Source organism: Colwellia sp. 1_MG-2023, assembly GCF_030546755.1.
In the GTDB taxonomy this organism is placed as follows: Bacteria; Pseudomonadota; Gammaproteobacteria; order Enterobacterales; family Alteromonadaceae; genus Thalassotalea_H.
Genome location: NZ_JAUOPE010000002.1, coordinates 1 through 24,146, shown reverse-complemented (window position 1 = coordinate 24,146; position 24,146 = coordinate 1). Strand labels below are relative to the sequence as shown.

Annotated in this window: 19 protein-coding genes and 1 tRNA gene; 11 read left to right on the top strand and 9 right to left on the bottom strand. The window is 37.5% G+C overall.

What is annotated here, in order from left to right:
- The first annotated feature begins 88 nt into the window (after positions 1 to 88).
- The 3 genes from Q4493_RS02320 (at position 89) to Q4493_RS02310 (ending at position 5,942) form a co-directional block, all read left to right on the top strand.
- A complete protein-coding gene (locus tag Q4493_RS02320) occupies positions 89 to 1,141 on the top strand; it encodes a competence protein CoiA family protein (RefSeq protein WP_303449128.1) in 1,053 nt (350 codons plus the stop codon).
- A 407-nt stretch (positions 1,142 to 1,548) separates the two neighbouring features.
- The gene (locus Q4493_RS02315; RefSeq protein WP_303449126.1) at positions 1,549 to 4,980 is read left to right on the top strand and encodes a TM0106 family RecB-like putative nuclease; all 3,432 of its coding nucleotides are present in this window, start codon (positions 1,549 to 1,551) and stop codon (positions 4,978 to 4,980) included.
- 32 nt (positions 4,981 to 5,012) lie between these two features.
- Positions 5,013 to 5,942, top strand: a complete 930-nt coding sequence (locus Q4493_RS02310; protein WP_303449125.1) for a hypothetical protein — start codon at positions 5,013 to 5,015, stop codon at positions 5,940 to 5,942.
- Positions 5,943 to 6,155: 213 nt separating this feature from the next.
- Here the strand turns inward: Q4493_RS02310 and Q4493_RS02305 are convergent.
- Together Q4493_RS02305 and Q4493_RS02300 are read right to left on the bottom strand one after the other, a co-directional pair.
- Positions 6,156 to 6,232, bottom strand: a tRNA-Ile gene (locus Q4493_RS02305).
- 192 nt (positions 6,233 to 6,424) lie between these two features.
- Complete coding sequence (locus Q4493_RS02300; protein WP_303449123.1) at positions 6,425 to 9,169, bottom strand: choice-of-anchor B family protein; 2,745 nt, start codon at positions 9,167 to 9,169, stop codon at positions 6,425 to 6,427.
- A 217-nt stretch (positions 9,170 to 9,386) separates the two neighbouring features.
- On the opposite strand from Q4493_RS02300, the gene Q4493_RS02295 reads away from it, so the two are divergent.
- Both Q4493_RS02295 and Q4493_RS02290 read left to right on the top strand, forming a co-directional pair.
- Positions 9,387 to 10,160: an MbnP family copper-binding protein gene (locus tag Q4493_RS02295; RefSeq protein ID WP_303449122.1), complete on the top strand. Its 774-nt coding sequence runs from the start codon at positions 9,387 to 9,389 to the stop codon at positions 10,158 to 10,160.
- Positions 10,153 to 11,319, top strand: coding sequence for a methanobactin export MATE transporter MbnM (locus Q4493_RS02290; RefSeq protein WP_303449557.1), 1,167 nt, complete (start codon positions 10,153 to 10,155; stop codon positions 11,317 to 11,319). The genes Q4493_RS02295 and Q4493_RS02290 overlap by 8 nt, the downstream gene beginning before the upstream one ends.
- A 153-nt stretch (positions 11,320 to 11,472) precedes the next feature.
- On the opposite strand, the gene rpoD is transcribed toward Q4493_RS02290, so the two are convergent.
- The 4 genes from rpoD to rpsU form a co-directional block, all read right to left on the bottom strand.
- On the bottom strand, positions 11,473 to 13,314 hold the full coding sequence (gene rpoD, locus Q4493_RS02285; RefSeq protein ID WP_303449121.1) for an RNA polymerase sigma factor RpoD: 1,842 nt from the start codon (positions 13,312 to 13,314) through the stop codon (positions 11,473 to 11,475).
- A gap of 147 nt (positions 13,315 to 13,461) precedes the next feature.
- Entirely contained in the window at positions 13,462 to 15,216 is a 1,755-nt protein-coding gene (dnaG, locus tag Q4493_RS02280) for a DNA primase (protein ID WP_303449120.1), read from the bottom strand.
- 142 nt (positions 15,217 to 15,358) lie between these two features.
- Positions 15,359 to 15,805 (bottom strand): GatB/YqeY domain-containing protein, encoded by a 447-nt coding sequence (locus Q4493_RS02275; RefSeq protein WP_303449119.1) that lies wholly within the window; start codon positions 15,803 to 15,805, stop codon positions 15,359 to 15,361.
- A gap of 42 nt (positions 15,806 to 15,847) precedes the next feature.
- Positions 15,848 to 16,063: a 30S ribosomal protein S21 gene (gene rpsU, locus Q4493_RS02270; protein ID WP_076420232.1), complete on the bottom strand. Its 216-nt coding sequence runs from the start codon at positions 16,061 to 16,063 to the stop codon at positions 15,848 to 15,850.
- Between the two features lie 229 nt (positions 16,064 to 16,292).
- Here rpsU and tsaD point away from each other — a divergent pair, with 229 nt between their 5' ends.
- Entirely contained in the window at positions 16,293 to 17,333 is a 1,041-nt protein-coding gene (gene tsaD, locus Q4493_RS02265; RefSeq protein ID WP_303449115.1) for a tRNA (adenosine(37)-N6)-threonylcarbamoyltransferase complex transferase subunit TsaD, read from the top strand.
- 60 nt (positions 17,334 to 17,393) lie between these two features.
- Here tsaD and plsY read toward each other — a convergent pair whose 3' ends face one another.
- On the bottom strand, positions 17,394 to 17,984 hold the full coding sequence (gene plsY / locus Q4493_RS02260; RefSeq protein ID WP_303449556.1) for a glycerol-3-phosphate 1-O-acyltransferase PlsY: 591 nt from the start codon (positions 17,982 to 17,984) through the stop codon (positions 17,394 to 17,396).
- Between the two features lie 195 nt (positions 17,985 to 18,179).
- Here plsY and folB point away from each other — a divergent pair, with 195 nt between their 5' ends.
- From folB to Q4493_RS02240, 4 genes are all read left to right on the top strand, one after another.
- Positions 18,180 to 18,536: a dihydroneopterin aldolase gene (gene folB, locus Q4493_RS02255; RefSeq protein ID WP_303449113.1), complete on the top strand. Its 357-nt coding sequence runs from the start codon at positions 18,180 to 18,182 to the stop codon at positions 18,534 to 18,536.
- Complete coding sequence (gene folK, locus Q4493_RS02250; RefSeq protein WP_303449112.1) at positions 18,536 to 19,027, top strand: 2-amino-4-hydroxy-6-hydroxymethyldihydropteridine diphosphokinase; 492 nt, start codon at positions 18,536 to 18,538, stop codon at positions 19,025 to 19,027. The genes folB and folK overlap by 1 nt, the downstream gene beginning before the upstream one ends.
- Before the next feature lie 10 nt (positions 19,028 to 19,037).
- Positions 19,038 to 19,850, top strand: coding sequence for an undecaprenyl-diphosphate phosphatase (locus tag Q4493_RS02245; RefSeq protein WP_303449111.1), 813 nt, complete (start codon positions 19,038 to 19,040; stop codon positions 19,848 to 19,850).
- A gap of 185 nt (positions 19,851 to 20,035) precedes the next feature.
- Positions 20,036 to 21,193 (top strand): acyl-CoA dehydrogenase family protein, encoded by a 1,158-nt coding sequence (locus Q4493_RS02240; protein WP_303449109.1) that lies wholly within the window; start codon positions 20,036 to 20,038, stop codon positions 21,191 to 21,193.
- A 64-nt stretch (positions 21,194 to 21,257) separates the two neighbouring features.
- On the opposite strand, the gene Q4493_RS02235 is transcribed toward Q4493_RS02240, so the two are convergent.
- On the bottom strand, positions 21,258 to 22,682 hold the full coding sequence (locus tag Q4493_RS02235; RefSeq protein ID WP_303449108.1) for a diguanylate cyclase: 1,425 nt from the start codon (positions 22,680 to 22,682) through the stop codon (positions 21,258 to 21,260).
- Between the two features lie 180 nt (positions 22,683 to 22,862).
- Here Q4493_RS02235 and Q4493_RS02230 point away from each other — a divergent pair, with 180 nt between their 5' ends.
- Entirely contained in the window at positions 22,863 to 23,690 is an 828-nt protein-coding gene (locus Q4493_RS02230; RefSeq protein WP_303449107.1) for a tetratricopeptide repeat protein, read from the top strand.
- Between the two features lie 150 nt (positions 23,691 to 23,840).
- Here the strand turns inward: Q4493_RS02230 and Q4493_RS02225 are convergent.
- Positions 23,841 to 24,146, bottom strand: a 306-nt coding sequence (locus Q4493_RS02225; protein WP_303449106.1) for an integrase core domain-containing protein, incomplete at its 5' end; no start/stop codon positions are given.

Below are 24,146 nucleotides of genomic sequence, written 5' to 3'. Positions count from 1 at the left end.
CACGATTATCTTTCTGATTTTATTAATTATTCATATTGAGCGCACAAGCGCCACTACATATGAAACTTAATTAAGAAAAGGAAATATTATGAATGTATCAATGGCCCAGGTAAATAGTAACGAAATAAATGATATCGAAAAAACAGAGCTACATTACGGTATTAAAGACGGTCGTGTAGTACATGTTGAATCTGTAATTAATGGTCTTGATTGTGGGTGTTCATGCCCACACTGTGACAGTCAATTGATTGCCAAAAAAGGTAACGTACGTGTTCACCATTTTGCTCATTACAATGCGGTAGACTGTGAACATGGCTCTGAAACAGCAATACATCTGTTGGCTAAGCAAATAATAGCTGAACGAAAAGTTGTTCAGTTACCTGCAACATCTTTGAAGCAAATGACTCTAGATACTAATGTACATCCTCACCATGTTAACGAGTTTATACCAACGAAATTAGAAATGTTTGAATCAGTAGAAGAAGAGCCAACCATGGAAGGCTATAGACCTGATTTAACAGCATTAGGTTTTGATGGTGAATGGCTGGATATTGAAATAAAAGTAACTCACGAAGTTGATGATTTTAAAGCAACAGCTCAGATTGAACGCCGGCGTAATATGTTAGAAATTAATCTATCACAAGTATCTAGAGTGTTGCCTTATAAAGAACTAGAGGAGGTTGTACTGTACTCAGCACCAAGACACTTTATTTATTCTCAAGAGCACCATAAAATAAACTTAGTCCTTGAAGCAGAACTTGAAGAAAAAATTAAATATGTGGATAACTTAATACACAATGCCCAACCTAAGAGTAGCTCAGGACTAACTACTAAATGTGATGAAGCCGTCATGCTTATTGGTTATAAAATTGGTAGTGGTTTTTCAACCAAAAATCAGTCAGATTTTAAAATCGCACACCTATTTTATGTGAAGCCAGTTCAGTCGAAAGATACTGCTAACTTTAGTATTAACGGTAGTAAAGGTTTTGAAGTGGAGCAGGTAGATGTAAAAGAAACACTAAGTTCGAAGCTTGAAGGTTTGGATTTTCCCGTAGAAGTGAAACTTCAATATGAGCCTAAGCCCGGTTTTGGACGAAGAACCAAGTGGATCGTATCTGATATAACAGAAATCAATTTATAAGTCATCAATGCCCTAATTTGCATCCACTAATTAGGGTTATTATTAAAATGGACTTATGAATTTTAGCGAATAACTAGTAATTAATAGACTTATCAAAATTCCCCCAATGAAACGTGTCATATAATGCATTGATTTTAAATGATTAATTTACTGGCCATGGCGCGCCATGGCAAACGCTTTATTTCTTTGTGCTTTAAAGGTAGAGTCGAGTAACTAATATGATTTTTTATTCATAAGTATAAATAAATCAATGACTAATCGAACTAATACTTTCAAATAGCTAAAAATGTTTGGACATAATAATACAGTAAAAATGTCTGATTGTTTTCAATATATGATGCAAATATTATCTATTGGTCGGTTTTAAAATTTATAGTCTTTCAGGGATTTAGTTAAGGGATTAGAACATGCAAAAAAGACAAGGGGTTTATCAATATTCACCATCAGATTTGACACTTTATATGTCGAGTCATTTTGCATCTTGGATGGCTAGGTTTGTTATTGAGAGGCCAGATGAAGTTCCAGAAAAGGATGATGAAGACGAGTTAATGAGTTTACTTCAGAAAATGGGGTATGCTCATGAAGACGCTTTGGAAGCTACATTAGTAAATGAAGGGAAGTCATTAGTTAAAATCGATGGTAATACCCCTACTGAAAAATTTTCTGCGACAGTTGATGCTATGCATAGTGGTGTCGATGTAATTGTTCAAGGCAGATTAGAGTGCGCACCATTTGCAGGGTATTCTGACTTTTTGATCAAAGTACCCGGCGCTAGTAAATTAGGTGACTTCCACTATGAGGTGTGGGATACCAAGTTAGCTAGTACACTTAAGTCTTCGTTTGTTATCCAGCTTTGTTGTTATGCTGAAATGTTAGAAGAAATTCAAGGAGTGAGACCTGAAAAGATATCTGTTGCTCTTGGAAACGGAGAACTTTCTGTACTAAGAACTAACGACTATTTTCATTATTACCTTACGTTAAAGCAGTCATTTCTTAATGAGCAATCCAGTTTCGATGCTAACAGTATGCCAGATCCTGCTGAATCGAAAAATTTTGGAAGTTGGTCATCTTACGCAGAAAAACTTTTATTAGAACGGGACCATTTATCTCATGTTGCCACCATAACTAGCGGCCAAATAAAGAAACTTAATGCCGTTGGAATATTAACTATGCAGCAATTGGCTCAAACAGAAATCGACGCTGTACCCAATTTATCTCCAATTATTTACAACCGTCTTCAGCAGCAAGCGTTGATCCAGTTTAAGAGTAAGGGGCTAAGTAAGCCTTTATTTCGAATAATAAAATCTGATCCAAGAGAACGACAAGGCTTATCTTTGTTGCCGCCGCATTCGAAGATGGATGTTTTCTTTGATATAGAAGGCTTTCCTTTAGATGAAGGTGGTTTGGAATACCTCTGGGGGAATACTTACTTTGACGAGAATAACCAGCGACAATTTATAGACTTTTGGGCGCATAACCAAGAGCAAGAGAAACAATGCTTTCAAGACTTTATTCATTGGGTGTACGACCGATGGATTAAAGATCCATCAATGCACATCTACCATTATGCCAATTATGAAATTGCAGCCTGTAGAAAACTGATGGGGCGATATGGCGTATGTGAACATGAGGTAGATCAGTTACTTCGCAATGAAGTTTTTGTCGATTTGTATAAAGTGGTGAAAGGTGGGCTTTTACTAGGCGAGCCTCGTTACTCAATAAAAAATGTAGAACATTTATATCGCGGTAGCAGAGACACTGATGTAGGTACCGGTGGCGATTCTGTTGTTGTGTATGAGAAATGGCGAGAACAAAATGCTTTGAATAAAGAAGGGGATACCTGGCAAACATCTGCAATATTGAAAAGCATCCGTGATTATAATATTGATGACTGTGATTCTACTCAAGAGTTAGTCGACTGGCTAAGAATTCAGCAACAAGAAAATGCTATTGCGTTTGTTGGAAAAACAGACGTTGTTGAAGTTGAACAAACAGCAGAAATTACAAAGGTAGAAAAACTTAGGGATAATCTGCTTTGTAGAGCAAAGGCTGAAGAAGTTACTCAACATGAGCAAAGCTTGATTACTGAAAACCTAGCTTGGTCGTTAGAATTTCACCGAAGAGAGTCTAAGCCAATTTTCTGGAAAATGTTTGACCGCATGGGAGCGGAAGAAGGTGAATTGCTGGATGATTTAGATTGTCTTGCCTTTTGTACTCGTACAGCTAGAGCTCCTTTTAAAATCAAACGAAGTCATGGTTATGAATATAGCTTTGATGTTAACCAAGAATTTAAAGCGGCATGCTCAAGCTATTATGTGCTCAATGAAGAAACTGATGAAGGAAATTCGTTAAAAGTAAATGTAGATAGGGAGTCGAGCGATTTTGACAATGGTCTATTGGTTGTTAAATCAATGAAAAATGTACCTCCTCAAATGATGACTTTGATACCTGATGAATATGTAAACCCAACGCCTATTCCTGACGCTATTGCTAACGTTGTTGAAAAATACAATGACAATGGTGGTGATAATCTTGCGATAGTGGATTTCTTATCGCGTTCAACACCGCGAATAAACGGTTTGGTAGAAGGTAGTCTAATCGCTGACAGTAAAGATGCTTTTGAAAATTTACAGCAAATTATTACGGCGGTTAAGAAATTAGATAATAGTTACTTGCCAATACAAGGGCCACCAGGGGCTGGTAAAACTTACACAGGAAAACACGTCATTGCTGAACTTGTAAAAGAAGGCAAGCGTGTTGGTATCTGCAGCAATAGTCACAAAGCGATAAATAATTTGCTACTTACAACGGCAAAGTATTGCAAGGAAAATGATATCTCAGTCAGCTTTGTTTGCACCAAAGAAACAGACCCTGAGTTGACAGAGCTAGATGTTAATATTATCAAGAATAAGGATTTAGACCAGTGGGTTGAAGAGTCATGTGTTATCGGTACTACGGCATGGGGATTTTCTCGAAGTGAGATGATCAATCAGTTGGATTACCTATTCATTGACGAAGCAGGTCAAGTAAGTGTTGCTAACTTGATTGCAATTAGTCGCAGTACTAAAAACCTAGTGTTGATGGGTGACCAGATGCAATTAGGACAACCTATTCAAGGGACTCACCCAGCTGATAGTGGTGCTTCTATTTTGGATTATCTGCTAAAAGACAACCCCACAATTGACGAGAGAAAAGGTATCTTTCTCAATACAACATACCGAATGCATTCAGCAATAAATAAGTTTATCAGTGACGCTGTTTATGAAGGTAAATTAGTAAGTGATAAAGACAATGATAACCAAATCATAAGCATACCTAGTTCATATAAAGGGCCATTAAGTAAAGAAGCTGGTGTAATATTTTTACCCGTTGAGCATTTTGGTAATACTCAGGCTAGTGACGAAGAAGTCTCGGTAATAGTTGAGTCTGTTCTTGAACTGATTGGTAGAACATTTACCGATAAAGCAGGGCAAACGAGAAATATTAATTGGTCGGATATTTTGATTGTCGCCCCATACAACTTCCAAGTGAATAAACTAAAAGTTGCTTTTTCATCTTCGCCTGGAGGCGAAAATGCAAGAGTAGGAAGTGTTGATAAATTTCAAGGCCAGGAAGCACCAGTTGTGGTTTTAAGCATGTGTGCATCTGATGCAAATGAAAGCCCTCGAGGTGTAGATTTCTTGTTCGACAAGAACAGACTTAATGTTGCAATTTCAAGAGCTCAATCATTGGCTATTGTTGTAGCAAATCCAGCTTTAGCAAGCACATCAGTTAATGGTGTTAAACAACTAGCCAAAATCAATATGTTTAGCTATTTGTTGCAATATAAACAGGCTTAAAGACATCAATTTTTTAAAGGAAAGAAGTAACAATGAAAATTTATTCTAAAAACGATTCATTTGTATGGATCCCTGTAAGCCAAGTGACTAAAACATACACTCCTCGGGCCTTTCTTCCAGTAAAAGGTCTTGAGGAAGAATATGGGTACGGTTACAAAGCCGAACGGAGTATAGGTACTTACTTTGACGCTTTGATAGATATCCAGCAAGCTTTTAAAGATAAAGTGTCAAAGGAGTTTATTAAAGGAAATGGAGATATAGAATTACAATTTAAAGCTAGATGGTGGCATAAGAACCCCAATGGAGATTCAGCACTGCTTGAGCCTAAACATTGGGTAGAACTACCAGTAGAGAATATTTTAGCGGTGGATGAGAAAGAAATATCAGAGCTAATAGGAAGTTCAACTGAACCATTTATAACTTGGCGTACGTATAAAGAAAAAAGAGCCGGTATATCAAATAGGGTTGTTGAATCTAATTCGATTGAGCAGCCATCTAGTACTGAAGATGTAACAATAGATGAATATATTGATGCAACAAATGAAATTGATAAAAAAGTAGAAGTTTTAGTTAGAACTGAACAAGCCTTTTTGCGTGAAAAACTATTTAACTCTCATGATATTGCTACATGCTGTATCTGTAATTCTCCAATGCCAATAAAGTTTTTAGTTACTGCGCATATTAAAAAAAGATCTCTCTGTACAGATGCTGAAAAGCGCGACTATAAAAATATTGTGACACCAATGTGTAAGTTCGGTTGTGATGAATTATACGAACGTGGCTTCATAGCTGTACATGGTGGGCATGTCATAAACTTAAAGACCCCATCTAATGGCTATGGATATGATTACTTTAATGAATACTTAAAGAAAATCACAGGTCAAAAATGCAATACATATACCCCTAAAAGTAGTAGTTACTTTGAGTGGCACTATAATAAACATAAGTCTGTAGAGGACTAAGTAAGATATTATAGTGAAAAATAGCTGTTTTAGTCAGCCCTACAATTGAGATTAATGCCTTTGGACACACAGATTAAGTGACCATTATCGTATTTTAAACGATTTTGAAAATTAAAATGATATAAAACCGGTGTGACCTGGTGATTTATGTAGTAAAACGATGAACAATTGAATAGCAAATTGCCTTGTATTTTATGAGCTATAGAAGAGTGATGGTGGCCCCTCCCTGACTTGAACAGGGGACCTGCCGATTATGAGTCGGATGCTCTAACCAACTGAGCTAAGGGGCCATTTAGATTTGAATCGTTAAACAAAGGAGATTTGTAAAACGGCGTGCAGTATAAGCATTTTTTATTTTGTTGTCACTATCACTTAAATAAAAAATCGATAAATTTAATACTGTTAGCTCATTTGTTAAGCAACTAACGCTGATGTAACGCTAGTTGCTTAAAACTTTTGAATTTAGAGTCGTCTTTTTTTGATTAAAAGGTTTTCTTTCTATGGTTTTTCAATGCGGATAAAAACAGTAAACTGAATATCGTTATCCATGTTGTGCTTCCTCCACCACTGCTTTTTTGTGGAGTTACTGTGATCACTTCAGTTGGTGCAACTACTGAAATGGTGATTGATGCTGTCGTCGCTGCGCCTCGGTAGTCTGTAGCGGTAAAATTAAAAGTTAATGATTCAGCAGTAGTGGGGGCAGTAAAACTTGCCGTTAAAGTCTCTGCGTTTGTTAAGGTAACACTAGTGCCTGAGGTTTGCTCCCATAAATAACTCATTTCATCGTCGTTACTATCTGAAGCTTCGGCACTAAGGTTGACAGTTTGTTCAGTATTTACTTGAAAATTTTCGCCTAAGGTTACAGTGGGGGCTTCGTTTTTATCATCATCGGTAATGGTGAATACGATTTCGCCATGAGTGCCTAAACGAGCATTATCAACAGCAGTTAAGCTAAGAGTAAACACTTCATTTTCTTCTTCTATGTCGTCATTAATAATTGAGAGGGTAATTTCTTTGCTCGTATTGTCGCCATCAGCCCATGAAATTTCACCAGAAATATCTTCTACGTCACTGCCTAAAGTGGCGCTCGATGCAGAAAGTTGATAGTTAAACGTCAGCTCGCCTGTCGTACTGCCGATACGATTTACTTCAACGATATATTCACCAGTGTTTTCACTTAGCGTTATTGCGTTTGATGCAAATGTTCCAGAACCTGAGTCGACAATACCGGCGATATTGACTGTGGCATAACTGCTTTCTCCTAATACTGCGCCATTAATTGGATTGTATAAACGAATAAAAAAACTTTCTGGGAGCTCATTCGCTGTTTCATCTGCTTTTATGTCGATATTAATGTTTTTTTCGGTATTATCATTAGCTGCCCATGTCAGTGTCTCGTTTTCAACAACAAAATCAGAGCCCGATTGTGCACTGCCGGGGATCACTTGATAACTAACAGCAACGGCTGTATCTAATTCGGTACCATTTCGTTGAACATTAATTGATAAATTGACGCCTTGTTCGGTAGCGAATGCTTTGCTATCAAAGGCAAACTCACCTTTTGCTGAATTTTTAGCATTGTCTTTTAGTACGTAAAGGCCACTATTAATATCACTAACGAGTATATTACCTGAGGGTAAAAACGGGTATACGCCCCATGCACCGTTAAAATTTGCGCTATTGCTTGGTGTATAAGTATCAAAAAAGCCTACTTGTGTTGGCGTGGCAGGATCGGTGATGTCTAATATCGTTAAGCCGCGCTCATAGTTAGACATGTAATATCTGTTTCCGCGAACGAAGCCGTTATGGTCAATTGCTCTTGTAGGGCCTGTCCATTGTCCTACTTGAGTAGGAGTGGTTAAGTCTTCAATAGAAAAAATTCTGACGGTGGTATTGAGTCCACCACGATTTTCGTCAAATTCATCGTGTAGTAGTACAAACTGTTTATCTTCTGTTCCCCAGCCCGAGTGAACATATTGATTACTTTTGGCAACGTCGTTGTACTCTGCGCTGCCTAGTTGTGTTGCGTTATCTGGGTCGGAGATATTCCATAGTTTCATTTCTTTTTCATTAAAATCAACAAAAACCGTACAACTACCTGAAAGTAAGGCACAGTCACTGACTGCGCGTTGGTCATCAATAGATAAAGACGTGCCATCGTGAGTATAACCACTTCCATAGTTTTTAGTGCTGGTAAAACTTAATGTGGTTGGCGTTGCTAATGAGTAATTTTGAAACGCGCCACTTTTAGTGTTCGCGCCTACTAGTTGTAAACTTGCGGTTTGATCTGGTAAGGGAATATTTAAAGAGTAATCCACATTACTGATATAAATATTATGTGAAGTACTGACTACATTATTTTTTTCAATCAAGCTGACAGAATGAGGTAAGTTATTTAAATCAATGATTGAAACGCCACCATTATAACCCTCAGTTGTAACATAAGCATAGGCTTGCCATAGGTTGATGCTCTCATTAAAGTGTTGATACACTTTGACATCGCGCCATGATGAATTAACGCCTGAAATGGTGCCAACTTCAACAGGTTCACTTGGATTTGACACATCAACTATGATCACGCCATTGTTGATAGTCATCAGCGCAAACTCATTACCGGTATTTAAATCAACATGTCCCCAAATATCACTACCTGAACTAGGGGTACTCGACATTTGTGACAATGGCATATGCGCGAGTAAATCCACATTTTCACAGTCAAAAATATCGGCTTTACCGTCAACACAAGTTACGTTCTTTTGACTTTCATTTAGCTGTTGATAGCTCGCTAGTTTTGCCTTGAACTGTTTATCGTTAGCAAAAGATTTGCCATCGGCAATGATATGAAAACCATTTTTTCGCAACGTTTCAGCCATATCATAAGGAACATTTTTTAATGTTGTTACATTTGATTGTGGGCTTTGCGATTGAAAATGGTCAAAGCGATTATAGCCGCCATAAATTGGCACTAACGCGCTTTTTAAATAGAATAATTCATCACTAGAGGTTATTTGAAATTCACCGGCAGAGAGCAAAATTTTATCGCCCTTATTCGCTTGGCTCACTGCATATGAAATAGATTTACAAGGTCTTAATACATTATCGCAACGACTATTGTCTGTGCCATTAGGAGCAACAAATCGAGATTTATCATGTTCTGAGTGACTATAAACATTGATGCTAATAGATAACAGGCTCGTAACGGATAAAAGCGTAAAAAATTTATTCATGTAAATTCCTTTTTCATTGCACTGAAAGTGAGGTTACTACCAGAACAGGTGAAACTTGTATAACTGATGTCACTTAAGCAAGATTCAAGTGAACTTAAGTTGATTAACGATAAATATAACTTAGCATTAACGTTGCAAGTTTTGAATGTTTAGCCTGTTTTAAATGTTAATTTATTGTAAAATAAAGTGTGCATTAGCGAATTGTTTAGGAATTTTGATGGATAGTAAAAAGACAGTTTATCTGTTTATGATGTTATTTGTTTTTGGCTGTAGCAAAAACAATAACTCGGCAATATTAATGTTTGAGCCTATATATAATGGGCAAATTATTGAATGTAATAATAAGATTAATCATCAAAATAAAGCATGGCTTGTTAACCAATTACAGTTTTTTATTAGCCAAGTTCAGTTGCAAAATAGGCAAGGGAACTGGCAAAACATGGCGTTAGCGAAAACGACGAAACAAACCGAGAATACGGCGTTACTCGGTAGTACTTGCCAAGGGGCTGAATTTGAACATTGGCAATTAAACTTTAAGGATGATTTTAGCCTGGCTGACTTTCAAGCGGTGCGTTTTTCATTAGGTGTACCGTTTGAGCAAAATCATTTAAACCCTCTACAACAACCTAGTCCGTTGAATGATTCTTCTATGTTTTGGATCTGGCAAACGGGTCATAAATTTCTCCGTCTTGAAATGAGCAGTGGAGCTGATGATTGGCTTTTTCATTTAGGCTCTACTGGTTGTAAATCGCAAAGCGTGATGCGTGCGCCTAACGATGCTTGTCTTTATCCTAATGTATTTCAATTTCAATTACCCTTGGGTAAGTCAAATACTATTGCCTTTGACCTTAGTAAGTTAATTGGTGAGCTACCACTTGCTATGGCGACTAGTTGTCAATCAGAGCATGACAATCCAGCATGTCGGCCGTTATTTACACGGTTGATTGAAACTGGCAAACAAGCGGTTTTTCGAGTATCTATTGATGATTAATCGAGGTGTCTTATTAGCAAAAGGAGTTTTCAGTACGATAATATTGACGTTGATCTTCGTGTTATCTCTTGTGAGTTGTGACTCAAATAAAACTTCTACACTTGAATATCAATGGTCTATTCCGCAAGGTTTTCCTAAGCCGCAACTTCCGGCTAATAATCAGATGTCTGATGAGAAAGTCACATTAGGTAAACGACTTTTTTATGATAAAAACTTATCTTTTAATCAACAGCAATCTTGCGAAAGTTGTCATCAGCAAACATTTGCCTTTGCTGAGGCTAAGGTAACATCGGTGGGAACGAGTGGTGAAAGTCATCGCCGTAACGCACCGGCTCTTGTCAATATTGCTTATAATAAAACCTTAACATGGGCGCATGATGGTTTAACGTCGTTAGAACAACAAATTTTGATCCCTATGTTTGGTGAATCACCCATTGAGCTTGGTATTACAAGCTATGATGCTGAAGTTTTGGCGCGTTTTAAAACGGCGGAATATTTGCCTTTGTTTCGCGCAGCGTTTCCAGATCAGGAAGTCAGTTTTGATTTGATCGTTAAAGCATTAGCGAGTTTTGTGCGCAGTTTAATTTCATTGAATGCTCCGTTTGATCGGTATGCTTATCAAGGGGACGATAATGCCATTTCACCGTCAGCGTTACGCGGCATGAATTTATTTTTTTCTGAAAAGCTAGAGTGTCACCATTGCCATGGCGGTTTTAATTTTACCCAATCAACCAGTCATGAAAAGCAATTGATTGACCGGCGACCCTTTCATAACACAGGTTTGTATAATATTCAGATTGAAAATAAATCAATAGGTTACCCTGAAACTGATGTAGGTCTTGCTGAAATTTCTACCTTAGCGCGTGATAATGGTCGGTTTAGAGCACCAACGTTACGTAACGTCGAGGTAACCGCACCGTATATGCATGATGGTAGCATTAGCACTTTACCGGAAGTGTTAGACTTTTATGCGGCGGGAGGTCGTAAAATATCTGAGGGGAGTTATCAAGGCGATGGTCGAGAAAACCCTTTGAAATCCGCTTTTATTAAAGGATTTGAAATGAGTGCACAAGACAAAAACGATTTAATCAATTTCTTAAAAACGCTTACCGATGAAGAATTTTTATCGAATCCCGCTTTCTCGCAATCGATAGAGTAACTTTACTATCAAACTTATATTACTAAGAAAAGTAACTTGAAATAAGTTAAAAGAAATAAGTTAACAGAAATAAGCGATAAAAAATCCAGCGCTAAGGCTGGATTTTTTATGACTGCAAAGAATGATGATTTATCTATTCATGCTTAGGTCAGTTTATTCGCCGTCTAAGAAACTTTTCAGTTGCTCAGAGCGAGAAGGGTGGCGTAATTTACGTAACGCTTTCGCTTCAATTTGACGAATACGCTCACGGGTCACATCAAATTGCTTACCTACTTCTTCAAGAGTATGGTCAGTATTCATGTCTATACCAAAACGCATTCTTAACACTTTTGCTTCACGGGCTGTTAAACCAGCTAATACTTCGTGTGTTGCATCTTTTAAGTTTTCAGACGTTGCCGAGTCAACCGGTAATTCACCACTGCCATCTTCAATAAAGTCACCTAAGTGCGAATCTTCATCATCACCAATTGGCGTTTCCATTGAAATTGGCTCTTTAGCAATTTTTAATACCTTACGAATTTTATCTTCAGGCATGATCATGCGTTCAGCTAATTCTTCAGGAGTAGGTTCACGTCCCATTTCTTGTAACATTTGACGTGAAATACGATTTAATTTGTTAATCGTTTCAATCATATGTACTGGAATACGTATGGTTCTTGCTTGGTCAGCAATTGAACGAGTGATTGCTTGACGGATCCACCATGTCGCATACGTTGAAAATTTATAACCGCGACGGTATTCAAATTTATCAACCGCTTTCATCAAACCAATGTTACCTTCTTGAATTAAATCTAAGAATTGTAAACCACGGTTGGTGTATTTTTTCGCGATTGAAATTACAAGACGTAAGTTAGCTTCAACCATTTCTTTTTTCGCACGGCGAGCTTTTGCTTCACCAATTGACATACGACGGTTAATGTCTTTAATGCCATGAACGTTTAAGAATGTTTCTTCTTCTAATTGATTTAACTTATAAATACAACGCTCTACATCTAACTCAATATCTGCCATTTTTGTAGAATGCGGTAAACCTGCTGCACGTTGCTCGTCAAACCAATTTTTAGAGGTTTCGTTACCTGGGAAAATTTTGATAAAGGTCGCTTTTGGCATACCCGCACCAACTACACAGTGCTTCATGATTAATCGTTCTTGAACACGTAAACGATCCATCACGCTACGCATGTTTTTCACTAATCTATCAAAAACTTTTGGTACTAATCGGAATTCTTTAAATACTTCAGCTAGCGCATCAATGGCTGTTTGTGCGTCTTTATGGCCACGCCCTTTAGCAGCAATGACTTTATTAGCGCTTTCATAAGCTTCACGCAGTAAGGTGAATTTTTCACGTGCTAGTTCTGGACAAGGGCCTGTATCTTCTTCTTCCTCATCTTCATCATCTTCAGCGTTATCGTCTTCATCTTTAAGCTCTTCATCAGATAATTCAGAACCAATATGAGTCGCAGCCGCTGGAATTTCTTCTTCTTCAGCATCAGGGTCTAAGAAACCAACAATAATATCGCTTAATCGACCTTCTTCCGCTTCAAAGTTATCCCATTGCTCTAATAAGTAATTAATTGCAGGTGGGTATTCAGCAACTGAACGTTGTACTTCTTTGATACCTTCTTCGATACGTTTAGCGATAACAATTTCGCCTTTACGTGTAAGAAGTTCAACAGTACCCATTTCACGCATATACATACGTACTGGATCCGTTGTTCTACCAATTTCACTTTCAACGGTAGCAAGTGCCTGAGCTGCAGCTTCTGCCGCATCTTCATCGGTATTTGCTTCACTCATCATTAGCGTATCGCTATCAGGAGCATTTTCAAATACTTGAATACCCATGTCGTTGATCATACGTACGATGTCTTCAACTTGGTCTGAATCGATTATGTCTTGTGGGAGATGATCGTTAACTTGAGCAAATGTTAAATACCCTTGCTCTTTACCTTTGGTAATTAACTCTTTTAATCTAGATTGTGGGGCTTGATCCATTGACGAGTGTCCACCTAATTTATGGCTATCAAATTGAAAACAGTAAGCCGGAAATTATAGCCAATCAGTGACTAAATTACCAGCGCTAAACTATTATCGTATTATTTAAATGTTATATAGTTAAAATATGTTTTAACTTCAACCGGTTTAAGCTGTTAGAAGGCTATATAGCTCTTGTTTTTCTTCTTTGCTAAGGCCATTCTCTTGCTCTTTAGCAATTAATTGCTCTGTGCGTTGTTCAATAAATTTATTCAAAAAACTTTCTAAAATGTCTAAAAAAGTACTTTCAGCGTTTTCCGCTTCCACATAATGTTCAAGGCACATTAATTTAGTTAATTGCGCTCCTTCAGGCGTGCCACGAAAATACTCAATTAATTGCGCACTATTAATTTTGTCATTTTCATTACACAACTGAACCAATCGGTTTAATAACGGCATTCCTGGCATATCTAATTGTTGTAAAATAGAGCTGTCAGGGATTGCTTTTACAATATGGGGATGCTCAAGCAATAATGCAATAGCCAGTCGAATTGGCGTAATTTTAGGTTGCTTGGTTTTTGGTTTTTGTTGTTCTTTGCTATGGTGACGACGCAACTCTTCTAAACGTTTTTCACTACCGCGTGCAAATTTATTGGCAATTGATGAAATAATACTTTGCTTAAGAAAACTCTCAGGTAGTTTATTTAAATAAGGTTGAAAAAGTTCAACGAGCTTTGAAGTGCCTTCATTGGTATTTAAATCAGTTTGTTCTGATAAATTACTGAGTAAAAATTCTGATAACGGCATGGCATTATCTAAAATATTTTCAAAGGCGTGTTGGCCCTGTTCGCGAATTAATGAATCAGGGTCTTCACCATCAGGTAAAAAAACAAACTTGAGTGAATAGCCGTCGCGGATCAGCGGTAAAGCGTTATCCATGGCACGCCAAGCAGCATCTCGACCGGCTCTATCACCATCATAACAACAAATCACTTCTTTTACGGTGCGAAATAATGTTTGTAATTGCTCTGGGGTGGTTGCTGTTCCTAACGATGCTACGGCGTAGTTAACACCATGTTGTGCTAAAGCAACAACATCCATATAACCTTCAACTACCACTAAACGGGTCAGTTGTTTATTGGCTTGCTTAGCTTCAAAAAGACCGTATAGCTCTTGACCTTTATGATAAATACGCGTTTCGGGCGAGTTTAAATATTTTGGTGTGCCGTCACCTAATACGCGTCCACCAAATCCTAATGTTCGACCACGTTTATCGCGAATAGGAAACATAATGCGACCACGAAAACGGTCATAAGGTTTGTTTTTATCGCCTTGAATCGCCATTCCTAAATCAACCAATTGTTGGGTTATGTCGCGATTTTTTGCAAAAACGCTCATCATGCCATCCCATGCATCACTGATGTAACCCATGCCAAAATGTTTAACAATTTCTCCGCTAAGTCCGCGACCTTTTAAATAGTCTATGGCGGTATTTTTATCAGCAGCAACTTTTAACTGTTGTTGATAAAAGCGCGAAATACTGTCCATCAACTCGTAATCATTTTGTTTTTGTTGATACGCTTGTTGCTGTTTTAATTGTTGAGCAGGTGATTGGTTGTTCTGCTCTCTTGGCACTTCCATGTTGTAATGGGAGGCAAGTTCTTCAATAGCGTCAGGGAACTCCAGTCGATCAAATTCCATTAAAAAGGAAATTGCATTGCCGTGTTCGCCACACCCGAAGCAATGATAAAACTGTTTGTCTTGGCTAACGGTAAACGAAGGGGATTTTTCTGTATGAAATGGACAACAGGCTTGGTAGTTTTTACCTGCTTTTTTTAACGGTACTCTCGAATCAATTAGTTCTACGATATCAGCGCGTGCTAATAAATCGTCGATAAATTGTCTGGGGATCATACCTGCCATGTATTTAAAAAACCTATTAGAAAAGAGTTAGTGGTGCAATTAACGTCGAATACGACTAAAAATAATCTTGCTACTTTAGCGTAAATATAAAAAAACCGCATCTATAAAGAGGCGGTTTTTATCGATAAAGTTCCGATTGATTTTAACTATTTAAGGCCGATCTAACTTGACCACTTACCGAGCCCATGTCTGCTTTACCTTGCATAGCTGGTTTTAATAGCGCCATTACTTTTCCCATGTCAGCCATAGAAGCTGCACCAGATTCAGTAATTGCATTATTTATCAATTCTTGGATTTCGTCTTGAGTGAGTGGTTGTGGTAGAAAGGTTTCTAACGCGACCACTTCTGCTTGTTCATTTGCCGCCATGTCATCTCGACCACCGTCGGTAAACATTTTGATAGACTCTTTGCGTTGTTTAACCATTTTGGTTAATACGGCAATGATGTTCTCATCAGTTGCTTCGGTGTTGTGATCAATTTCAGCTTGCTTGATAGCAGACAATGCCATGCGGATAACGCCAAGACGTAATTTGTCTTTAGCTCGCATGGCATTTTTCATTTCATCTTTGAGTTGTATGAGTAAGCTCATAATACTGATTCAGTTAACTCAAATAATAACTAAGATATTTTCTTAGTACATGCGAACGCGACGAGCGTTCTCACGAGAAACTTTTTTAGCAGCACGTTTAACAGCAGCTGCTTTTTTACGTTTACGTTCCCAAGTTGGCTTTTCGTAACATTCGCGACGACGAACTTCAGAAAGGATACCTGCTTTTTCACATGAACGCTTAAAACGACGTAATGCTACGTCAAATGGTTCGTTTTCTCTTACTTTAATTACTGGCATGTACTGTTTTACCTTAGTTATGTATCTATATAAATCGGTGTTCGATTTCAGCCATTTGGCCTCATCTTCACCCACTCTATTAAAAATTGGTGCCGTATTCTAATGCTAAGGTAAGGTGCTTGTAAAGTTATAAATGATTTTTATCCAGTAAAGCTGCTGGTGTAAAAAGTTGTTAGCAGGTAAAATCGGCGTCTTTACATTCATAGCAGAAAATTTGGGCTAATAAATAATGCGTATTTTAGGAATTGAAACCTCTTGTGATGAAACGGGTATCGCCATTTATGATGATGAAGGTGGAATTTTAGCGCATCGTTTATATAGTCAAATTGCCGTTCATGCTGATTATGGTGGAGTTGTACCTGAACTCGCTTCGCGGGATCATGTAAGAAAAACCATTCCTCTTATTAAAGAAGTTTTAGCGGAAGCTAATTTAACGCCTCAAGATCTTGATGGTGTTGCTTATACTTCTGGCCCTGGTTTAGTTGGTGCGTTATTAGTGGGTTGTTCAATTGGTCGCAGTTTAGCCTATGGTTGGGATTTACCCGCTGTTCCTGTGCATCATATGGAAGGGCATTTATTAGCGCCAATGTTAGAAGATGATGTGCCTGAATTTCCTTTTGTTGCACTATTAGTGTCTGGCGGTCATACCATGTTAGTTCGGGTTGATGGGATTGGCCAATATGAATTGTTAGGTGAATCGGTTGATGATGCTGCCGGTGAGGCATTTGATAAAACGGCAAAATTATTAGGGTTAGATTATCCTGGAGGCCCTGCGTTATCAAAAATGGCAGAAACGGGTGTTCAAGGCCGTTTTAAATTTCCAAGACCAATGACAGATCGACCAGGATTAGATTTTAGTTTTAGTGGTTTAAAAACTGCAACCGCAACTGCTATTCATAAAGAAATTGACTTACATGGCACGATGGATGAACAAACTCATGCTGATATTGCCTATGCCTTTCAAGAAGCTGTGGTTGATACTTTAGCGATAAAATGTCGTCGAGCCCTACAACAATGTGAATTAAAGCGTTTGGTTATAGCCGGTGGTGTAAGTGCAAATACTGTTTTAAGAGCTAAGCTTGAACAAATCACACAAAAAGTTGGTGGACAAGTCTATTATCCTCGTCCTGAATTTTGTACTGATAATGGAGCGATGATTGCGTTTGCGGGCATGCAACGATTAAAAGCCCAACTTGATGAAGGCCATGATATTGATTTAACGTTTAAAGCAACACCTCGTTGGCCTTTAGATAGTCTTTCTGCTATCTAAATAAATGAAATAACACGAGGGAATTTAACTGTAATAGATAAGTTTCCTGTGGTTCGCTATTTATAAATTCAACTTAGTATTAACTTTAGGCTCTGTACCTTTTATTAAGCGAATAATATTTGCCTTATGTCTAATGATGATAAGCACGGAAAGCATGATCACTGGATAGGTGTAAATTGGTTTTAGTAACCAAGTATAAAAAGGAGCGAACGAAACGGCAACTATTGCGGCTAAGCTTGAAAATCGAGTAAATTTAAGCGTAGTCAGCCAAGTAAGAATTAACAACCCACCTAAATCTAAACCTATGGGCAATAATACTCCGAAGGCGGTGGCAACCGCTTTGCCTCCTTTGAAGTTAAAAAAGATTGGAAACATATGACCTAAGCAGGTTGCTAAAGCAATGACACCTAAATAAAGAGGTTCAACATTGATAAAGTATGCGCCCCAAACAGGTATAGCACCTTTTAAAATATCAAAAATTAACACACTGATAGCTGCCCATTTACCACCAATGCGATAAACATTAGTAGCTCCGGGATTTTTTGAACCTGTGGTGCGGGGATCAGGAAGGTTTAATACTTTGCAAACTAAAACAGCACTGGATATTGAACCTAATAAATAGGCGGCAATCATCAATGCGAAAGTGAGCAATAGCATGTAAAAGTCCTTTTATTAGTGAGTGTTGGTGTTTACTAATTCAGTATTGTATAACTTAGTTCACTAGTTTTTCTACTCTTAGGCAGGTAAACTCGCCAATTAATTTGTAATATACCATTAATCATTCATAAGTGGTTGACCTCACCCTAGTGTATTCAAGCCATTTATTGATAAAAGAGTAGCATTAAGATGGATAAAGTTTTTATTCGCGGGTTGAAAATTCAAACAACGATTGGTTTTTTTGCCTGGGAAAAAGAAATAAAGCAAACGTTAGTCATTGATCTGGCTATGGGGTGGGACACACAATTAGCCGCTGAAAATGACGAGCTTGCAAAAACTTTAGATTACGCCGAAATATCTGAAAAAATAGCCCTTTTTGCTAATGACAATCCTGTAGATTTGTTAGAAACACTCGCTGAACGTTTAGCCAACTATTTAATGTCAACGTTTCAAATCCCTTGGTTAAAACTAAGTATTGGTAAACCAGGTGCCGTTCATAATGCTGATACAGTAGGTGTGGAAATTGAACGAGGCCAAGCGTTGTAATGGTGCAAGTATATTTATCGCTTGGCAGCAATATTGACCGTGAAAATAATTTAACCTCTGGTTTAGCTGAATTAACCTCGATTTATCAAAAGTTAACTTTATCTTCTTTATTTGAAAGCGAGGCGGTTGGTTTTGATGGCTCTCCTTTTTATAATATGGTGGTCGGTTTACAAACAAGTCAAACAATAGAAGCATTAAGCACAACATTACGTGACATTGAATTTAAATTTGGCCGGGAAGTAAACGCGAAAAAATTTAGCCCAAGAACGTTAGATATCGATATTTTACTTTATGGCGATCTTGTACAAGCAGAGCCTGTTCAACTGCCGCGTGAAGAAATTAGTTTTAATGCTTTTGTTTTATGGCCTCTTGCGGAAATAGCGCCACAAGAAATACACCCTGTACTTAAGCAAAGTTACCTTTCTTTATGGCAAAACTTTGATAAAAGTACGCAAAAATTAGCAATCATTCCGTTTAACTGGCAAGGATAATCAACTAAACATGAGCACTATTGAAATTTTTTTCTTAGCTTTAATACAAGGGTTAACTGAGTTTTTACCTATTTCTAGTTCTGCCCATTTAATATTACCGTCAGCTGTATTGGGCTGGGAAGATCAAGGACAAGCATTAGATATTGCACTGCATGTAGGAACACTATTAGCTGTAGTTTTATATTATCGAAAAGAAGTTGGTTCTATGGCCGTTGCATGGTTTGGCACGATAGGTATTGGGCCTGAAAAAAGCAAGGCATCTTTTGATGGTAAGTTAGCGTGGTGGATTATACTCGCGTCAATTCCTTTAGGTTTAGTTGGTTTTCTAGGTAAAGATTTTATTGAAGAGCATTTACGTAGTGCGGCAGTAATTGCGCTTACTACGATTGTTTTTGGTTTTTTACTCGGTTTTGCTGATATCAAAGCTAAAGAAAACGTCAATATTGAAAAGCTAGGGTTAAAAGGCGCAATTATTATTGGTCTTTCGCAAGCATTAGCGTTAATTCCAGGTACGTCACGATCAGGTATCACCATGACATTAGGCATGATGCTTGGGCTAACTAAAGAGAATGCGGCTAGGTTTTCTTTTTTATTATCTATTCCCGCTATTGTCATGACAGGCAGTTATTTAACGTATAAATTAATTACTTCTGCAGAAGCAGTTGATTGGCATACACTTGGTTTAGGAAGTGTCTTAGCGTTTATCAGTGCTTATGCGTGCATCCATTATTTTTTAATCTTAGTAGGTAAATTAGGCATGATGCCCTTTGTTATTTATCGCTTAGTACTTGGTTTTGGGCTTGTATGGTTTTTAATGAGCTAACCAAGATACGACTTTACATATATAACTTAACTGAGAACGCGCTTTTATAGCGCGTTTTTTCATTTTAAACTCAATGGGATATTTTTCTTTCAGTTTACGTAAACGTTAAATAATTGGTGAGAATTTTTTAATCTTTGTTTAATATAGAAGGATTGAAAATTATTTTATGAATATGAGCAATTCTAATGAATCTTTCGTTAACTGAAGAACAAGTCATGATTCAAGACATGGCGCGTAAATTTGCTGAAACCGAATTAGCCCCAGTTGCAGCCGAGCTTGATGAAACACAAAACCAAACACTTTTTTTAGCAAATTTAGCTAAATTAACCGAATTGGGCTTTATGGGATTAAACATAAAAGCTGAATATGGTGGAGTAGAGGCAGGCACTGTTGCTTTTAGTTTAGCGATCACTGAAATTGCTCGTGCTTGTGCTTCAACTGCAGTCACTACCTCGGTAACGAATATGGTGGCAGAAGTGATACAAGCAATTGGTAGCGAAGAACATAAACAAACGTACTTACCTAAGTTATGCAGTGGCGAATATCAAGCAGGCGCATTTTGTTTAACGGAAAGCGGTGCCGGCTCTGATCCTGCCGGCATGAAAACAACGGCAGAATTAGATGGTGATGAATATGTATTAAATGGCAATAAATTGTTTATTACCAGTGCAAGTTTTGCTGGGATTTTTGTCGTTTGGGCAGTCACTGATGCTAGTGCGCCAAAAGGTAAAGGAATATCTTGTTTCTTAGTTGAAGCGAATACGCCGGGTATTACAGTTAGTAAGGCTGAGGAAAAGATGGGGCAGAAAGCCTCGCCAACGAATGAAGTTAGTTTTACTCATTGTCGGATCCCAAAAAGTGCATTAATGGGCGGAGAGAACAAAGGCTTTGCCGTTGCGGTAGGTGAATTAGCTGGGGGGCGAATTGGGATTGGCTCGCTAGCATTAGGTATTGGTTTAGCTGCCATGGATTACGCGCGTGATTATCTGACTGAGCGTAAACAATTTAATCAGTCGTTATCAAATTTTCAAGGTTTACAGTGGAAACTTGCCGACCGTTACACTGAACTTGAAGCGGCTAGGTTGTTGTTAATGCAAGCCGCTTACACCAAAGAGCAAGGTCTACCGTTTGGAAAGCAAGCGTCTATGGCGAAATTATTTGCCGCAGAAAAAGCCAATACTGCTTGTTATGATGCGCTGCAAATGATGGGAGGAGCAGGTTATATTAAGGAATATCCTCTTGAACGTTTTGCCAGAGATGTGCGTGTGACGTCAATTTATGAAGGGACGAGTGAAATTCAAAAAGTGATTATTTCGAGAGCTTTACTAAAAGAAATCTCGTAATCGTTTTCACAAAAATAGTGAGCAGTGCATGTTACTAAATTAGTTAAAAGCTCGGGAGTAAGCATTAAATATCATGCGTATTGTTTAACGTTGATATTGAATCTTTTCCTTGAGCTTTGGCTTGATACATAGCGTTATCTGCAGAGATAAACCATTCATCGGCTGAGTCTTTACTATGTAATTCAGCGATACCGATACTACATGTTACCTTAGGGCAGGCATCACTTTTAATTTCTTTCAATGCTTGTTGAAAACGTTTCGCTAAAAGTACCGCTTCATCTAAATCGGTTTCAGGACATAATAAAACAAATTCTTCACCACCCCATCTCGCGACTATATCTGAATTACGTGCGCACTTGAGCAGCACATTAGATAGGGTTTTGAGAATATCATCACCTACTTTATGGCCAAGTGTGTCATTGACTTTCTTAAAGTCATCGATATCAATCATGATCAAACACGAACGTGTGTTGTATCGGTCTTTTAATTTAATTTGTTGATTGATCATTTCAGCTAAATGAGAGCGGTTATAAAGCATGGTTAACGGATCTCTAATAGACAACTCTGCTAGCTGTTTATTTTTAACATCTAATTGAGTATGAAGCTTTTTCAGGCTGATATTCTTATCGGCTAAAGTTTGACTATAACGAACAGAGCGCGAATAACCGAAATATAAAATAATAAAAAGGATACTAAAGAAAGAAGTTAAACCAATAAGAAGTGTGTAATCGGTAATGCGTACAAAATTGGTCGCTTTTAAATAGTCAAAAACTTTTTGATGCTCTTGAACAGTGATTTTACTAATTGCTTGATTTAATTCAGGTAGTAAATACTCTGATTGTTTATTTACACCAATACGTAATTTATCTTCGTATTCTGAAATACCGACAATTCTTAATTTGGAAAATGAAGCGTCTTGTATGATTTTATTCGCACTATAATAAGAACCCACATAATAATCAATTTCTTTGGCTTCTACTTTTTTCAAACCTTCAAGTTCACTATTTACAGCAACAACATTCATATTAGGAAACGTTTTTTTTAAGTAATGATATAAACGATAATCCATTACAACTGCAATTGATTGTGAAGTAATGCTCGATAAATTACCGATCAATGGTTGGTCATAATGAGCATAAAGCGCATTCGGCGCATGAAAATAAACATCAGAAAACGTTAAAAATTTATCCCTCTCAGGTGATTGATTTAACATTGCGATAAATTGGCATTGATCTTCTTTGGCAAAGTGTAAGGTTTGCTTCCAATCCGTTGTCGGAACAAGTGCAAATGAAAAGGAAGTGTATTGACTGATAATGTCTAGATATTCTTTTGAAATACCTTGGTGTTGATCATTTATTATGGATTCATAAGGAGCCCAATTAGGATCAACACAATACTTAACTTTAGTTAGCTTTGAGCTTTGGGCAAAAGCAACGCTTCCCCAAAGCATTAATATGATTAACAGCAGATGAATGGTGTTTTTATACAAACAAAACCTATCTTTTTATTATCTGGTAATAAAGCACGAAAAACGCTTACCTTGTTAAACTACAATATTAGCCGATTTTGATTAAAAGAAAAGCCACTCGTTTAACCTTGTTATATATTTTATTGCCCCAAAATAAAGTTTATTGAAAAATGAGAGATTAGGTCGAATATGAATGTTGCAATGACAATAGAGAATTTTCAAAAAATTATTGTAGAAGATTCAAAAGAAAAATTAGTTTTAGTCGACTTTTGGGCGGAGCAGGTTCCGGAAAGTGTCGAATTAAGAGATAAATTATCAATAGCACTTAATTCTTTTGAGGCGCATATTTTATTTGCAACGGTGGACTGTCAAACCGAACAACAAATTTCACAACAATTTGGTATTCAAGGATTGCCTACCGCAGTATTAGTAAAAGATGGTCAGCCTATTGATGGCTTATCGGGCCCGCAAACTGATGAAACAATCAAAGCCTTTTTAGAAAAACATTTGCCGAAAGAAGAAGACCTTTTATTTGCTCAGGCTAAAGAGTTAATGGCTGGCAACGATATTAACCAAGCTTTTACTGTTATTTCGCAGGCATACCAACTGAATAATGAGCGTGCAGATATTAAACTTTTATTAGCTGACGTTTATATTCAAACCGGCAAAATAAGTGAAGCTGAATCTTTGTTATCAACCATATTAATGGTAGATCAAAATAGTGAATACCATGCGGTGATGGCGAAACTTGAATTAGCGAGTCAAGCGGCAGACTCTCCTGAAATTCAAGCGTTAGAAAGTGAGTTAGAAAAAACGCCTGACAATGTTGAGTTACAACAAAACTTAGCGGCTCAATATAGCCAAGTTAATCGCCATGAAGAAGCATTAATTCTGTTATTTAGATTGGTGCAAAAAGATGGTAGTGATACGCAAAGTAAACAATTATTGCTAGATATATTAAAAGCCTTGCCTGACGGCGATCCGCTAGCGACAAAGTTTCGTAGAAAGTTATATACCTTAATGTATTAAATGTATTAAATGTATTAAATGTATTAAATGTATTTCACTATCTATATTGGCATCTTGTTACGTATAAATGACAGCCCTTAGCTATTAATTACTTGTACTAGCTCAGACTTGATCTGACAGTTACCCGTTTTTTAATCGGTGACTGTCAGTTTAAATTTGAGCTAAATTCTTCTCAGCCCAAATCGATTTCCCATCAAGTAATGTTTCAAATGGCGTTCTGCCACAGCACATTTTTCCCTGATGAGTTCGCTCATTATTGTAATAAGCCATCCATTCGTCCAGATCTTTTTGAAGTTCTTCAAGCGAGCTGTAAAGCTTTTTACGGAACGTGACTTGATAGAACTCATTAAGTATCGTTTTGTGAAAGCGCTCGCAGATACCATTGGTTTGAGGCGACATCGCTTTAGTTTTCGTATGGTCGATATCATTAATCGCCAGATATAGCTGATAGTCATG

What these genes read in the sequence shown, in the direction of transcription:
- Q4493_RS02320 (WP_303449128.1), top strand. Translation starts at nt 89, where the DNA reads ATGAATGTATCAATGGCCCAGGTAAATAGTAACGAAATAAATGATATC.
- Q4493_RS02315 (WP_303449126.1), top strand. Translation starts at nt 1,549, where the DNA reads ATGCAAAAAAGACAAGGGGTTTATCAATATTCACCATCAGATTTGACA.
- Q4493_RS02310 (WP_303449125.1), top strand. Translation starts at nt 5,013, where the DNA reads ATGAAAATTTATTCTAAAAACGATTCATTTGTATGGATCCCTGTAAGC.
- Q4493_RS02300 (WP_303449123.1), bottom strand. Translation starts at nt 9,169, where the DNA reads ATGAATAAATTTTTTACGCTTTTATCCGTTACGAGCCTGTTATCTATT.
- Q4493_RS02295 (WP_303449122.1), top strand. Translation starts at nt 9,387, where the DNA reads ATGGATAGTAAAAAGACAGTTTATCTGTTTATGATGTTATTTGTTTTT.
- Q4493_RS02290 (WP_303449557.1), top strand. Translation starts at nt 10,153, where the DNA reads ATGATTAATCGAGGTGTCTTATTAGCAAAAGGAGTTTTCAGTACGATA.
- rpoD (WP_303449121.1), bottom strand. Translation starts at nt 13,314, where the DNA reads ATGGATCAAGCCCCACAATCTAGATTAAAAGAGTTAATTACCAAAGGT.
- dnaG (WP_303449120.1), bottom strand. Translation starts at nt 15,216, where the DNA reads ATGGCAGGTATGATCCCCAGACAATTTATCGACGATTTATTAGCACGC.
- Q4493_RS02275 (WP_303449119.1), bottom strand. Translation starts at nt 15,805, where the DNA reads ATGAGCTTACTCATACAACTCAAAGATGAAATGAAAAATGCCATGCGA.
- rpsU (WP_076420232.1), bottom strand. Translation starts at nt 16,063, where the DNA reads ATGCCAGTAATTAAAGTAAGAGAAAACGAACCATTTGACGTAGCATTA.
- tsaD (WP_303449115.1), top strand. Translation starts at nt 16,293, where the DNA reads ATGCGTATTTTAGGAATTGAAACCTCTTGTGATGAAACGGGTATCGCC.
- folB (WP_303449113.1), top strand. Translation starts at nt 18,180, where the DNA reads ATGGATAAAGTTTTTATTCGCGGGTTGAAAATTCAAACAACGATTGGT.
- folK (WP_303449112.1), top strand. Translation starts at nt 18,536, where the DNA reads ATGGTGCAAGTATATTTATCGCTTGGCAGCAATATTGACCGTGAAAAT.
- Q4493_RS02245 (WP_303449111.1), top strand. Translation starts at nt 19,038, where the DNA reads ATGAGCACTATTGAAATTTTTTTCTTAGCTTTAATACAAGGGTTAACT.
- Q4493_RS02240 (WP_303449109.1), top strand. Translation starts at nt 20,036, where the DNA reads ATGAATCTTTCGTTAACTGAAGAACAAGTCATGATTCAAGACATGGCG.
- Q4493_RS02230 (WP_303449107.1), top strand. Translation starts at nt 22,863, where the DNA reads ATGACAATAGAGAATTTTCAAAAAATTATTGTAGAAGATTCAAAAGAA.